Annotated in this window: 10 protein-coding genes and 1 pseudogene; 6 read left to right on the plus strand and 5 right to left on the minus strand. The window is 37.0% G+C overall.

All coding sequences use genetic code 11. The annotated features are described in order from the left end of the window. Positions 1-49: 49 nt before the first annotated feature. The 3 genes from EHQ43_RS06955 (at position 50) to EHQ43_RS06965 (ending at position 3,350) form a co-directional block, all read left to right on the plus strand. Positions 50-442, plus strand: coding sequence for a cytochrome c maturation protein CcmE domain-containing protein (locus EHQ43_RS06955; RefSeq protein ID WP_135741137.1), 393 nt, complete (start codon positions 50-52; stop codon positions 440-442). Beyond that, positions 439-2,649, plus strand: coding sequence for a heme lyase CcmF/NrfE family subunit (locus EHQ43_RS06960; protein ID WP_135770472.1), 2,211 nt, complete (start codon positions 439-441; stop codon positions 2,647-2,649). The genes EHQ43_RS06955 and EHQ43_RS06960 overlap by 4 nt, the downstream gene beginning before the upstream one ends. A 113-nt stretch (positions 2,650-2,762) precedes the next feature. Continuing rightward, entirely contained in the window at positions 2,763-3,350 is a 588-nt protein-coding gene (locus EHQ43_RS06965) for a cytochrome c-type biogenesis protein CcmH (RefSeq protein ID WP_135770715.1), read from the plus strand. A 76-nt stretch (positions 3,351-3,426) separates the two neighbouring features. Here the strand turns inward: EHQ43_RS06965 and EHQ43_RS06970 are convergent, their stop codons facing one another. Then, on the minus strand, positions 3,427-4,608 hold the full coding sequence (locus tag EHQ43_RS06970) for an aminotransferase class I/II-fold pyridoxal phosphate-dependent enzyme (protein ID WP_135741135.1): 1,182 nt from the start codon (positions 4,606-4,608) through the stop codon (positions 3,427-3,429). Positions 4,609-4,682: 74 nt separating this feature from the next. On the opposite strand from EHQ43_RS06970, the pseudogene EHQ43_RS06975 reads away from it, so the two are divergent. Both EHQ43_RS06975 and EHQ43_RS06980 read left to right on the plus strand, forming a co-directional pair. Next, a pseudogene (locus EHQ43_RS06975) lies at positions 4,683-5,437 on the plus strand (SIR2 family NAD-dependent protein deacylase). Between the two features lie 117 nt (positions 5,438-5,554). Further along, the gene (locus EHQ43_RS06980) at positions 5,555-5,911 is read left to right on the plus strand and encodes a DMT family protein (RefSeq protein WP_135741134.1); all 357 of its coding nucleotides are present in this window, start codon (positions 5,555-5,557) and stop codon (positions 5,909-5,911) included. On the opposite strand, the gene EHQ43_RS06985 is transcribed toward EHQ43_RS06980, so the two are convergent. From EHQ43_RS06985 to EHQ43_RS07000, 4 genes are all read right to left on the minus strand, one after another. Then, positions 5,897-6,574 carry a phosphopantothenoylcysteine decarboxylase domain-containing protein gene (locus tag EHQ43_RS06985; protein ID WP_135741133.1) on the minus strand — a complete coding sequence of 226 codons (678 nt, stop codon included), beginning with the start codon at positions 6,572-6,574 and terminating at the stop codon, positions 5,897-5,899. The genes EHQ43_RS06980 and EHQ43_RS06985 overlap by 15 nt on opposite strands. Then, a complete protein-coding gene (locus EHQ43_RS06990; protein WP_135770473.1) occupies positions 6,571-7,101 on the minus strand; it encodes a phosphopantothenoylcysteine decarboxylase in 531 nt (176 codons plus the stop codon). The genes EHQ43_RS06985 and EHQ43_RS06990 overlap by 4 nt, the downstream gene beginning before the upstream one ends. Next, positions 7,102-8,472 (minus strand): hemolysin family protein, encoded by a 1,371-nt coding sequence (locus EHQ43_RS06995; RefSeq protein ID WP_135741131.1) that lies wholly within the window; start codon positions 8,470-8,472, stop codon positions 7,102-7,104. It abuts the gene before it with no gap. A gap of 215 nt (positions 8,473-8,687) precedes the next feature. After that, positions 8,688-11,300 carry a tol-pal system YbgF family protein gene (locus tag EHQ43_RS07000; RefSeq protein WP_135770474.1) on the minus strand — a complete coding sequence of 871 codons (2,613 nt, stop codon included), beginning with the start codon at positions 11,298-11,300 and terminating at the stop codon, positions 8,688-8,690. Positions 11,301-11,353: 53 nt separating this feature from the next. On the opposite strand from EHQ43_RS07000, the gene EHQ43_RS07005 reads away from it, so the two are divergent. Continuing rightward, the gene (locus tag EHQ43_RS07005) at positions 11,354-14,848 is read left to right on the plus strand and encodes a PAS domain-containing hybrid sensor histidine kinase/response regulator (protein WP_135770475.1); all 3,495 of its coding nucleotides are present in this window, start codon (positions 11,354-11,356) and stop codon (positions 14,846-14,848) included. Positions 14,849-14,980 lie beyond the last annotated feature (132 nt).

Consider the following 14,980-nt stretch of genomic DNA (forward strand, 5'->3'; position numbering starts at 1 on the left):
CAATCAGAGAGGTTAGAGGAAAGACGTGATTTCGTCTAAAGAATGGACCATGAATCGTAAGTTTTTAACCCTTTTATTCCTCATTGCAATCTCTCTTGGAGGCATTGCTTATTTCTCTTCTCAAGAAACATCTTATCTTCTGCTCGATGCTTCTGAACTTGCTGCCAACCAAACTAAATACTCGGAACAAAATTTACGAGTCCGCGGATTCGTTCGTGTAGGGAGTTTGGTTCGGGAAGGAAAAAAAGCCAGATTTGATTTGGAACTAAACGATCAAATCATCCCAGTATTTTTTACAGGTGAAACCCTTTTGCCAGATGCTTTCAAAGAAGGAGCAAGGGCAAGAGTTGATGGAAAATTGGAAAAGGGTGTTCTCGTGTCAAACCACGTGGAAGCAAAATGTGCTTCCAAATATGAAGCAGGGTATGCAGAGGAAAAATGAATAATTTAGGAACCATTTTTCTTTCTGCATCACTCGCAATTTTAATTTTCTCCGCCTTACAAACTATATACGGAATCTTATATAAAGAACGAAAAGGTGTTGAGCTTGGCCGTTTGGCACTAATGACAAATCCTTTCGTTATCATTTTGGCATTTATTGTTCTACTGACACAACTTGTTCGTTCTGACTATAGCAATTATTATGTAGTGATGCACTCCAGTGAACACCTTCCTTTGTTTTACAAAATGACATCCATATGGTCAGGGTCATCTGGAAGTTTACTTTTTTGGAACTTAATACTGAATGTTTTCACCTTCATTGTGTTATGGCAAACTCGTAAATCCATCGAAGATCGAATCCCGATGATGAACCTCATCCTTGCAGTATTATCTGGATTTTTTAGTTTCCTTGCTGTATTTTACGGAGATGCCCAACCCTTCCGTGAATTTGTCCCTGAAGCAGCAGCAGGTAGAGGACTTAATCCACTACTCCAACACTGGGCGATGATCATCCATCCACCCATACTTTATATCGGTTATGTCAGTATCTCCATACCATTTGCGATTGCGATGTCGGCACTTGTGTCAGGACAACTTTCTGAAGATTGGATGAAGTTCATTCGTAAATGGACTTTGTTTTCTTGGTTTTTCCTAGGAACAGGAATTTTACTCGGATCCAAATGGGCCTACGAAGAGTTAGGTTGGGGAGGATATTGGGCATGGGATCCAGTCGAAAATGCATCTCTAATGCCCTGGTTACTAACAAGTGCTTTTGTCCATTCTGTAGTGATCCAAGAACGTAGAGGTATGTTGAAGTTTTGGAATATGTTACTTGTGATCCTTGCTTTTCACTTTAGTTTGCTCGGCACGTGGATCACTCGTTCTGGTGTTCTTGAAGGTCCTCATAGTTTTTCAAAATCCACGATTGGAACTCCCTTTATTGTTTATATCATCAGTAGTTTTTTATTTTTTACTGGGTTTGTCATCTACCGAAGAAAACACCTAACACCGGATAGAAATTTAGAAGCGATCACATCCAAGGAAGGAAGTTTTTTACTTAACAATTTCCTTTTGGTACTTTCGACCGCAGCAATTTTGTTAGGTGTCTTTTCACCACTATTGTATGGCAAAGAATTTAAGGCACCTTGGTTTAACTCATGGGGAGTACCTGCCGGGATCTTTTTATTATTGCTTATGGGTTCTGCACCATTACTTGCTTGGAGAAAAGGAGCAGGTGCTGTTTTTTTATCCACCCTACTCAAACCTTTTCTTTTTGGAATTTTTGGGGGAGCGGTTTACATCCTATTTTATTCGCAAAACTTCACAAAACCTGATAACAAATATGGAGACGTCCTTGCTGAAGTATATTCAGTCCTTACAGTAGGAATTGGTATGTTTACCATTGCAGGTATCGTACAAGAATACTACCGAGGGATAAAAGCAAGACGTGATGAACATAAAGATGAGTCTTTATTCAAAGCTGGACTCAACTTAATGTTAAAAAACAAAAGGAGGTATGGTGGTTATTTAGTTCACTTTTCACTGGTTCTCATCTTCATAGGTTATGCTGGCAATGCATTTAAAATCAATACTTCTGTTCGTTTTTTTTATGAGTTGCAACCTCCAACTTCCGAAGAAATCATTTACCAGTCCATCGACAAAGCGATGATAGGTGGATACCAAATAGAAGCAACAACGTTAAAAATCAAACCTGTGCTCATTTCGGGTCTAGGTGGTGAACCAAATATCCAAAATGTGATAGTTTCCCAAGAAGCAAGTTATGGAATTTATCGTGGTTTGGATAAAATTGCTACACTCGATACAGAAAGACGGTTTTATCCACAGATTTCTCACCTAACAGGTGATTTCGAGACTCATATCCCAACAAGTGAACCTGCAATCCATTCTATGGCAAAGGAAGACTTTTATATCCAACTTGGTGCGATCGAAACATCTGATTTAAAATCAGAAAATCCAGATCTTCCACTGATGTTTATGCAATATTACTTCACTCCCGGAAATCAAACAGACAAACTCAAATCCTTCTTAAACTTTCCAAGGCAAATTGTTGCAAATTTAGAAGTTTGGATTAACCCTTTAGTGAAATTGATTTGGCTTGGATCGGTGTTGTACTTTTTGACAGGTATCTTTTTATTACTCCCCATTGGAGAAAAAAGAAAACAACCAAAAGGAAATTTTACAGTATGACTTTATTTGATTTCCTTACCACTACTTCCAAAGAAAAAACAAACCAATCAAATTTGGATTTGGTAAAAATTCAAAAGAACAAATGTGATCAAAAATCGATTTCAATGGGATCGATGGTGGCCATATTATTTTCTTTTTTTCTGTTTTTAGGAACTTCGAATTCTCTTTTTTCTCAAAAAACAACCACCAATCTCAAAGAAGAAAAACAAATCCAAACCTTTCTCAAGGTTACGGAAAAAATCCGTTGTATATGTTTACCAAGTCTACCCATCCAATCGTGTTCTTTTAATATGTGTGCAGCTTCTAGTTATCTGAAGACATTCATTGAAAACAGGATCAAAGATGGGATGGGCGAGGAAGAAATCATTTCCAAAATGGAAAATGGATTTGGTGAAAGTGTATTAAAAGATCCTATCGTTTTAATGTTCCAAGAAAACGGAAACCAAGGAATGGTGGATTCAATTGTTTATGGTTTTGGTCCAAAAATACTCGCAAAACCAGATGATACTTGGATCAATGCCACCTTACTTGGAATAGGTGTTCTTGGATTGTATGGAATTTACCGATATGGGACTAAAAAATCAAGAGAGAACTTAGCTTCGAATAAAAATTCTGCAACCAAGGAATCAAATTCCAATCACAATCTCTCTTCTACCACAGATGCCATCAAAGAAAAAATTCGAAAATTCGAGGAATCCTAAGGATACATTAACAGAAGTTTGTCTCATTTAAATTGAAAAAAGGTTCTATTCTTCTTGTTCGGTAGAGTTAAAATTTTTATTCATGATTTGTCGAATTATTGAGTTGGTCATTCCATTCCTTTCGGATTTTGACAAGGGCAGAAACAAGAGAATTTGTATCTTCATGGGATAACTTTGCATTCAAACTGATCCTTAATCTTGGAGTTGGTACTGTCGGTGGACGAATAGCACGTACATCCAAACCAATCTCTTGCAATCGTTTTCCATAAAACAGAGCTTCCTTTTCCGAATTGAGTAACAAAGGAATGATATGTGACTCTGTATTCGTGATAACAAAACCTGAATCTAATAATGATTGTTTTAAATGATATGCCAAGGAATGTAAATTTACCCGCACTTCGTCCATAGAACGTAACAAATTTAAAACAAAAATGGCTAATTTGGAGATAATAGGAAGTGGGGCCGTGGAAAAAATAAAAGACCGCATCACATTGACTAAATGGTCTCTACCAATTTTTTTTGTTACGATGACTCCACCTTCTAAACCAAACGATTTGCCTAATGTATACACTCGGTAATCAATGGATTTGATACTTTCGGTTGGCAAATCACGAAATAATATTCCCTTCCCTTCTTTGCCATAAACTCCAATTGCATGTGCTTCATCTACAACAAGAACAAATCCAAACTCTTCCTTTAGTTGAAGGAGAGTTTTAAAGTTAGGGCTATCTCCATCCATACTAAATAGCGATTCTGTCACGACGATTCGTTTGTGTTTTCTCGATGGATCTTCTAAGTCAGTTTTCTGTAATAATGATTTTAGGTGTTCTAAGTCTAAATGATTGTAATATTTTTTTTTGGCTCCAGAAATTCGAATTCCATCAAGAATAGAGGCATGGTTTAATCTGTCGGTAAACACATAACAGTCTGGTGCTGCAATGGAATCAATCAGTCCAAAATTGGCAACAAAACCTGTAGAAACCAGTAATGCAGCTTCTCCTTCTACAAAAGATGCAAATTCTTTTTCGAATAGGTCCATGGAATCAAAATTCCCTCGGACGAGACGAGATGCTGTTGAACCAAATGGGTATTCATCTTGTAAGGTTTGGTAATATTCCAACATACGTGGGTTAGATGAAAGACCCAGATAATCATTGGAACAAAAATCAATCCCTTGATAGGTTTTTGTTTCCCGGAATAATTGTTTCTCCTTGATGGATTCCAATTTTGTTTGAATTTCTTCCCAATGGAGGCTCACAATCACCAGATTTCTGAACCTAAATTTTTTTCCGATTTAAATTTTGAAAGAATTTGTTAGAATATACCAAAGAAATGGAACTTTTGCCAAAAGATTCTTTGGAACAAATTCGAAATGCGCGTTCCCTCGTGTTTTTAACAGGTGCAGGAATCTCCCATGAAAGTGGTATCCCAACGTTTAGAGGAGAAGGAGGGCTATGGAAAAACTTCAAAGCAGAAGACTTGGCAACGCCAAAAGCCTTCCAAAACAATCCGGAACTAGTTTGGGAATGGTATGACTTTCGAAGAGAAATTTGCAAAAATGCCAACCCGAATCCTGGCCACCTAACCATAGCCAAATGGCAAAAAAATCAAATTTCGTGAGTCTTATTACTCAAAATGTTGATGGACTCCACCCCCGTTCTGGTAGTCCTTCGCTTTTAGAATTACATGGAAACATTTTCAGAGCCAGATGTACAAAATGTTCGGAAAAATTTCATTTAGTAGATGATGGACTCGACCATTCTGGTCTTAAGTATTGCAAATACTGTGAATCCTTACTCAGACCTGATATTGTTTGGTTTGGAGAAGAATATGACCAAAACTTGCTCACCAAAAGTTGGGAACTTTGTAAACAGTCTCAAGTTGTGTTTGTGATTGGGACCAGTGCCAATGTATCGGTTCCTGCCAACTTAGCACTCACTGCCATTCGAAACGGTGCTTTAGGGATCGAAATTAACCCAGAAGAAACAAACCTCACACTTTCCATGAAACATCACTTTGGTGGTAAGTCAGGAGAAGTTTTACCAAAAATTTGGAACGAACTTTTTCCAAACGAATCTTTAGAATAAAAAACTGAGTTGATACCTAAAATATAATTTTAACCACATATAAAAACTAAATCACTCAAATGAAATTTAACAAATTAACCATTTACTTTCTAGATAATAAAAAAGGAATCCAATTCAATGCTAACAGTCGCTTTACTCATTCTTTCTAACATTTTTATGACCTTTGCTTGGTATGGTCACTTAAAGTATGCAAAATCAAACCAAATGTTTTATGTGATTTTATTTTCTTGGGGGATTGCGTTTTTTGAATATGTTCTCATGGTTCCCGCCAATCGTATTGGGTATACGGTTTACAAATTTGAAGGGTTCCAATTAAAAATCATCCAAGAGATCATCACAATTTTTGTATTCATTTTATTTGCGACATTGTTCCTTGGGGAAAAAATTAAATGGAACTATATCGTAAGCTTTGGATTGATATTACTCGCAGGTTATTTTGCGTTTGGTTTTGGTAACAATTCAAATAGTCACTAGGAAATGAACAAGTGAAAGGGCCAAGTCTTCTTTTGGCATAGGGCCGATCTCTTTTACAAGTCCATTTGGACCAAAGATCCGTAAAATCGATTCTACTTCGCCAAACCCTTTTCCATGTCCCACTACATTGCCGACGATATAATGAAGACCTTTTCGGATCAGTTTTTCTCTAGCATGTTTTTCCAAATCATTGGTCTCGGCTGCAAACCCCACCCGGATGGAATTTTGGATTTGGTTTTCTTTGACATATTCATCCACTTGTTTTAAGACATCGGGATTTTCTTCAAGTTCTAGTAGTAACCCCTTACTCCCTTCCGAACTTCTTTCTTTTTTGATTTTATGTTCTGCGGTCATGATGGGCCGAAAATCTGCAGGTGCTGCAGCCATCACTAGTAATGTATCATTTTGCAATTGAGACAAGACAGTATCTCGAAGTTGCATTGTGGTTTCCACTTCTAAGTTCTGTTTGGCGCCAGAAACATTTGCATAACGTTCTAAAGTATTCCCATGGATATAAATTACTTCCACAGGGTATTGTAAAAAACTTTTGGCAATTTCATATCCCATTTTGCCAGAAGAGGCATTGGAAATATAACGGACGGGGTCAATCCATTCCCTTGTGGGGCCTGAGGTGACAATGACTCGTTTGAATTTTAAATTCATGAATTTTTTTTGTGAAACTCGATGATTTGTTCCATGATGGTTTCAACTGTTGCCAGTTTGCCATACCCTTCATCACCACAAACGACAATCCCTTTATCAGGGGATACAATGTGTACGCCATCTGCTTCTAACGTTTTTAAGTTCCTTTGCACAGCTTTATGAAGGTACATTCCAGGATTCATGGAGGGGGCGATTAACACAGGTGAAGTGCAGGCAAGATAAGTTGAAGTTACCAAATCATCGGCAATACCATTTGCCATTTTACCAATGATGTTTGCAGATGCCGGAACTACAGCTAAAACAGAAGCAATGTTTTTGATTTCGATATGAGCCATACCAGTATCAAACTCATCTACCCTTACCGGTTTTCCGGTTAAGGCTTCAAAGGTGATTTTTCCAACAAATTTAGTGGCATTAGAAGTCATAATCACACGCACAGGGTATCCATTTTTGGTAAGACCACGTACCAAATCACAAGCTTTGTAAGATGCAATGGAACCAGAAACGGCGACGATGATTTCTTTCATTTAACGGTCCTCGTATGATAATTCCCGTTCCATTTCGGAATCATGGTCTTCTTCTATTTTCGGTGTGAAGAGGATGGAAATGATTTTGTTACCTTCCATTTTTTTCACTTTGAGGCTACCTTTTTTGATTTGGACGATACTCCCTTCTTTTGGCATATCCTCGTTTTTTTCCATAAAGTAACCAGCGATGGTACGAACCTCTTCCATATCAGAAGGTTCTTCACCTTCTAAGATATCGGTTAAACTAGAAAGTTCGGTTTCCCCATCCAAAGTAATGGTTTTGGTTTTTTTGTTTTTGGATGTGACATCCACTTCATCCGTATCTGTTTCATCTCGGATTTCACCAAAAAACTCTTCGATAATATCTTCTAACGTGAGTAAACCTGAAACTCCACCATACTCATCTATGACAATCGCCATATGTTGTTTTTTTTCACGGAGTTTTGTCATCACACGTTCGATGGACATAGATTCAGGAACTTTGACAAAATCCTTTTCCATGATGACAGTGATTTTTTCCTTTTTGCCTTTCGCAGAAAGATGAGCCGCTTGCCATTTTAAATATTTTTGAACGTGAACAATCCCAACAATTTTATCCAATGTTTGGTTATATACAGGGTATCTTGAAAAACTATGTTCGGCAATGAGAGGGAGTAATTTATCAATCGTTGATTCTTGTGGAATTCCGATGATGGAAAGACGGTGTGTCATTACATCCTTAGCCGTATGTTCAGAAAAATCGAAGGTCTTTTGGATGAGTTGCATTTCCGCATTATCAATCCGGCCTTGTTTCCTTTGTTCTTCAATGATGATCATCAATTCTTCGGCAGAATGCACATACTTATCGCCAGTTCGTTGCAAACGAAAAAGTGTAAGAATTCCACCTGCCAAACGATTCATAATGAACGTAACTGGAAAAAATAAATAATAGAACAACCACATCGGTGCCGAAACACCCAATGCAATTGCTTCGGTATTTTGAATGGCTAGTGTTTTAGGAACTAACTCTCCTAAGATGACATGGAGGAGTGTAATCAGTGTGAATGAAACACCGATGGAAATACTGTGAATCGTAACTAAGTCCAATTCAATTTGGAACATATGTAAGAAACCAGAAACAACACTTGCAAATAATGCCTCTCCAATCCAACCAAGTAGAAGGCTTGCAATCGTGATTCCCACTTGGCAAACCGATAACATATCGTCGATTTTGGAGATGGCTTTTTTGGTCAGTTGGGCCATGGCCCGGTTTTCTTTGACAAGCTCCTCAAGGCGTGAAGGGCGAATTGATACCATCGCAAACTCTGCAGCGACAAAGAAACCATTGACAAAGACAAGAAGGAAGATGAGAAAGATGCCGATTATTTCCATAGAAACTCGAACACCACTAAAGTTTTAAAATCAGGGTCCATTGTATAATGAGGAACAGAATTAAGTATTTTGGACCGATCTTCTAGTGTCGCCTACAATTTGAGACAAAATGTTAGGAAAAAAACGTTTGGAAACAATGTTTCCATCGTTCCCTACTTGGCACATAATCCAAAACTGACAGGACCCATTATCTCGACTTTTCATTATGTCCCGTCTTATTGGGCAGTCGCATAGACCCAAAATCCATCCTCTTTGTATGCTGCAGGTTCTGTTAGGCTTTGTAATGAGATTGTATCGAGGACAGGGAGAGTTGGTATATAAGCGATTTTTTTTGTCCCTGAACGAAACCAAAAATGCATCCATTGGTGGTGGAAGAAAGGATCACTCCAAGATTTACCTAACACACGTTCGGTGTAAACAATCATCTTAGGAACTGTGCGGTAATCAATTCGTCGGAATAATTTTAAAAAAGAAATCTCTTCTACACTTCCATTTTCCGATCGACAAGACCAACTAAGAACGGGTCCAATAGATGATACATTTGTCACAGCAGGAAAATCCCAAATGTGTAATCGTTCTTTGTCTTTTAAAATGCGTGAACCTTCAAAATAAGCTGTGTCTACTAGAGTCAGACCTTTCCCATCCAAAGATCGCATGTTTGTCGGGCATTTCCAAGAATATAAATTAAGAGGCTTTTGAGGGTCGGTATTAGGATACAAACTAAAGAAAAATACAAATGATTGTTCTTTAAGTTCTTTTTTTAAGGAACGATGTAAACCAATCCCCGCTACATTCAAATAAATTTGAATTTTTTCATGATCTTTGTTAGTCGATGCAAGATCTTTCACAGAATCAATGATCTCTGATGCATCAGGTCTTTGGGTTCGCACCAACTTCCAATTCAATTGGTTTCTTTTGGACTCCTTCGGATTAAAAGTAAAAAGATAAAATTCCTCTTTGTAAGGGAGAAGGAATACTGTAGGAAGTTTAACTGATTCAAGTGAACGAGTATTTTCTTCTTCATTTTTCCTTTGAATTCCATTTTCTGTTTCCCTACTTTCAGTATAGGTAGAATCAAAAAACTTAGATTCTCTTGCAGTGGAAAATCCTGATAAAAATTTAAACTGTTGGTTTACAAATGGAATTTGAAAAAGTGAATGAGGGCTGCCTTTAGAATTCCTTTGTGTTCTTACGGAATTGTATTTGAACAAAACATCAAATAGACCCCAGACATCATTATCATCTCTTAAATGGCTTAATGCATATTCAAAAAATAAATCAGTGGAAAAAGCAATTGGACGGTAGTTACGGATATAATATAAATCCTCATACGGATGATTGAATAAATAATCACTCATCCCGTCTCGGATGTTTCCATTGACTGGGCCTTTTTTACCAGAAGCTGTATGGGCAAAAATAAATCCAAAATTACGAAGGAATTCTGCCGCATAAAATGCATTTTCTTCATCCAATATCCCGCGGCTTTTGGTTAGTTCAATCGTTGATTTTCGATATTCCTTGCGATAGATTTGGTTGTAACCTTGTAAAATGGTAGCAGCATATTCGAGTCGCCTCCATTTTTTTTCCTGTGCCATATAGATGATTTCATCTGTCATCCGAGATGACAACTCAGGGTTTTGGTCCATTAACATTTGTGAGATGCGAAGTTTAGGCCAAATGTCTGCTTCTGTTAGTTTTTCAGGGTCTTTTATTTTTTGTAATGCTTTGAGAGCAGATTCTGCACCACTCACCTTATAAAGTGATACAGAAATTAAGTCTTTTACTTCAGAAAGAGACATTGGTTCATTTAGAAATGGATGATGGATATCTGTTGACCAATTGGATAAATCTAACTTTAAATAATAATCCAAAGATTTTTTGTATTCTTTTTGGAAGTAAGCGAGAGCACCTAACTTCACATAAATACGATTAAGGATAGATGTTTTTTTCCCTCTAGCTGATTTTAGAAAATTCAAATAAGATTCTTCCGCACCCGGGTAATCGCCAGATAAAATTTGTAAAAATGCCAATCTTTCGATTGAATTTTCGCTCGTATTCCCATCTGTTATTTTTTCTAAATCCATTATCATTTTTTGAAAATGGATCCCTTCTCTGACAAAACCTAAAAAAGACAACTTAGCAGGTAAATCTTCATCAATTCGATCAAGGAGCGGTATCCACTCTAAATTCATATCCTCAAAAAAAGGTGAACTCACTCGCATAATGTTCACAAAATGTTTGTGCATGTCTTTGTCTTTCCCTGTGGGAAGATCGATATAGTATTGCAAACGAAACACACGGCATAGGGCATAGTAAGGTTTTGTTTTTTGACAATCCATTCGAACCATTGTCTTTTTCTCATCTTCTCCCGATTGGAAAAGATTGGTTCGCATATTCTTTGCTAAATTACGAAAATAGGTATTGGGTTCCTTTTGGATGTAGGTATCCAAAGTTTTGATGGCCTGTACTTCATCACCTTGGGATTGTTTCCATAAAGAGGTCAGTAAAAAATCGGCAAATGTATATTCCCCTTTTTTAATCCTCAGATCATATAGAATGTTTGCAATCCCTACTTTGTCTTTTTTTTTGAGATAGTATTCACCTAGCATCAAATAAAAGTCAATTTCCTGATTTGGTGTCAATGTTTCTGGAGTTTTGAACCTGTAATCCTCTCGGATGGCCAGTTGTTCTTTTCCTTGGATGAGTAATTTTCCTTGTGTTCCTGAAACAACCCAACCATGATTTCTTTGGTTTTGTGCGTATATAGATGTATAGGAAACTAGGAAGATGAAACTGAAAAAAATAGAAAGTGACAGTCGACTCTTCATCGTATCTTTGATTCTCTAGGACCAAGGGATTTGGTCAAGTGACATAAAGGGAAATGGCAGAAAGTTTCGATTACCAAAGCATTGTAGAGTGTTTCGACGAATTCATCATCATCATGGATATGAATTTAGAAATCCAATTCTCCCAAACCTCACCAAACCTCTACCTTCCCAACGATTCCATCGAGGTCGGCAAACACATCAAAGAACTCCCAATCATCCCTAGAGACGGACTCATTTTATCCAATTTGTGCCAGGAAACTTTGAGCCGGAGAATTCCTTTCCAGTTTTTCACCTCGCTACTTGGCAACCAGTATCGGATCGTAGGAAGATTTCTTGAAACCAAGTCAGGCCCTTCTGTCATTTTGCGGGGAGAACCTAACTTCAATATTGAAGGTGTGATCTTAGACAGTGGACCCTACGTCATTTTTCGTTACAAATTTGATTCAGAGTTTTTGATTACCTATGTATCTCCGAATGTTTCGATTAACTTAGGTTATCAAACCGGAGATTTCAAAAAAGGGATGTTGAAATTAGAAAATTTGGTGCATCCCGATGACAAACAACAAATTGAAATCGAAGAAAAAGAATACATCAAAAGTAAACAAAGGACCTACCAAAGGGAATTTCGTCTTAAAAAACCAGATGGCAACTTTATATATGTTTCAGAATACAGCGTTGTTAGTTACTACGACTCGTATCCTACGGAAAAGATTTCTTATCTTTCGGATATCAGCGAAAGAAAAGAAAAAGAAATAGAAATCAAAAACCAAAGGGATGAACTAAACCGAATTCGAGTTTTATTCGAAGAAACAAACGCAGCAGCAAACGTGGGAGCCTGGGAAGTAGACTTGGTTCATCATACTGTCTTTTGGGCAAAAGAAACAAAACGTATCCTCGAAGTTCCTGAAGATTATATTCCTAACCTTGAAAATGCTTTTCAATTTTACCCAATAGATTCTGAACAAAATGCTCTAAAGAAAGCATTCGAAGAAACCATTAACAATAAAACATCCTACGAACTTGTGTTACAAATCAAAACTTACACAGGAAAATTCAAATGGGTGCGTACAATTGGTCATGGAGTTTTTGAAAATGATACATGTATTCGTGTCTATGGAAGTTTCCAAGATATCACTAGTAGTGTCAATTTAGACAAACAAAAAGAAGAGGCATTATCCAAACTCGAATCTATATTAGATGCAACAACACATGTTACAATCATAGGAACTGATATTAATGGGATGATTACCCATTTCAATAAAGGAGCAGAATACCATTTACAGTATAAAGCAGAAGAAATGATTGGGAAAAATTCTCCTTCTATCTTACATAAGGAAGAAGAAGTATTATTCCGTGCAGAAAATCTATCACAAGAATATGGTGTTCCAATTTCTGGTTTTGAAACCCTTATCTACAAAGCGAAGTTTAGTGAATATGATTCACATGAATGGACCTATATCAGAAAAGATAAAACTGAATTCCCCGTGCAACTTGTCATCACTGCCAGTAGGAATTCAAAAGGTGAAATCACCGGATTTTTAGGGATAGGAATCGATATTTCTTCACAAAAGGCAACCGAAGAAGCCTTACGTGAAAGCGAAAGACGCTGGCAATTTGCACTCGAAGGATCAGGAGATGGAATTTGGGATTGGAATGCTGAAACTGACCAAGTTTATTTCTCCAATCAATGGAAGGCTATGCTTGGTTTCTCAGAATCGGAAATTGGCACGGATATTTCAGAATGGGAAAAAAGAGTCCATCCTGAAGATTTGAACGATTGTTTAGAGGCACTAGAGAAACACTATCGTGGTGAAACCAATATTTATATGAGTGAACACCGTATGCTGTGTAAAGATGGAACATATAAATGGATTTTAGATAGAGGAAAGGTCATCGAACGAACAGTAGATGGAAAACCATTACGTGTAATGGGGACACACACTGATATTACACACCGAAAGATATTAGAAAATGATCTGATCATTGCTAGAGAAAAAGCTGAAAAAGCATCGATTGCAAAATCAAATTTTTTGGCGAATATGAGCCATGAGATTCGAACTCCACTTAATGGTGTGATCGGTTTTGCTGATTTATTAATGCGCACTGAATTAAGCCAAGTCCAAAGAAAGTATATGGAAACTGTGCATTTATCTGCACTTTCACTTCTCGATTTGATCAATGATATCCTTGATTTTTCCAAAATTGAATCAGGGAAAATGGAACTTTATAAAGAAAGGGTCAACATTTATGATTTACTCCACCAAATTGCAGAAATCGTAAAACACAAAGCATACGAAAAAGGATTGGAACTCATATTAAACATATCTCCGAAAGTCCCTCGAAATGTTTTTGTCGATTCATTGCGACTTAGGCAAATCCTTTTGAATTTAATTGGTAATGCGCTTAAGTTCACTCTTCGAGGAGAAATCCAAATCAAATTAACATCAGAACCAATAAATCAAAACGAATATGAATTTTTATTCGAAGTCATCGACACAGGGATTGGGATTGATAAAGAAAATCAAACAAAAATTTTTGAAGTATTTGCCCAAGCAGATAGCTCCACAACACGGCAGTTTGGTGGAACAGGGCTTGGACTATCTATTTCTTCCAAACTATTACAACTTTTTGGTTCTAAAATTGAATTAGAATCAAAGTTACACGAAGGATCTAGATTTTATTTTAAATTCACAACGATTGCAGATAACGAACGTAACACTGAACCTAATCTAATGTCTATCAAAAAGGTTATGGTCGTCGATGACAATGATACCAATCTCACCGTTATCAAAGAAATGTTGGCATACAAAAACATTGAAACAATTACATTTAATTCACCTAAGCTGGCAATAGCAGATTTCCAAAAGGGAAACGAATATGACGTTGTGATTAGTGACTATAATATGCCTGATATGAATGGACTTGATTTCATTACACAATTGAAAAAAATTGCTGAAACTAAAAAATGCAAACTTCCTTTTTTAACCATTCATTCCTCGTCAAACGAAGAGACCATTTACGAAAAAGGAAAGGAGTTGGGGGTTGGTGTGATTTTACTGAAACCAATTCAAACCAATATCCTATACGAAAGTCTATATGATTTGATCTCTGGAAGGCACTCGGATATCAGCTCCAATGGTAAGGAAAAATTCAAACCTATCATCACAAATGAAAAAACTAAAGTGATGATCGTTGAAGACAACCCTGTAAACATGATGTTAACAAAAACCATTGTATCAAAAATATTACAATCTGCGATTATCATCGAAGCAACTAATGGAGTGGAAGCTGTAGAACATTTCAAAAAAACAGAACCTAATCTAATCCTAATGGACATCCAAATGCCAGAGATGAATGGTTATGATGCCACAAAAGAGATTCGCAAATTAACTATCGGGAAAAATGTTCCCATTATTGCTCTCACTGCTGGGACCCTCTCCGATGAAGAGAACAGGTGTTTGGAAAGTGGAATGAATGATTACATACCCAAACCAGTGGTATTAAATACCATCGCTGAAAAAATGAAACACTGGCTTCAAATCGGATAATCCGCCAACTTGATGGACGATTTGCACACTATTTCACACAAAACTCAATCCTATTTTTCGATAGACCATTGATTCTCGTATTCGTTTTGTAGGGATAATTTAACCATAAAAGATCCATTTCAGTAAAAGAGG

Origin of the sequence: Leptospira bouyouniensis, from assembly GCF_004769525.1 — a bacterium.
Taxonomy (GTDB): Bacteria; Spirochaetota; Leptospiria; order Leptospirales; family Leptospiraceae; genus Leptospira_A; species Leptospira_A bouyouniensis.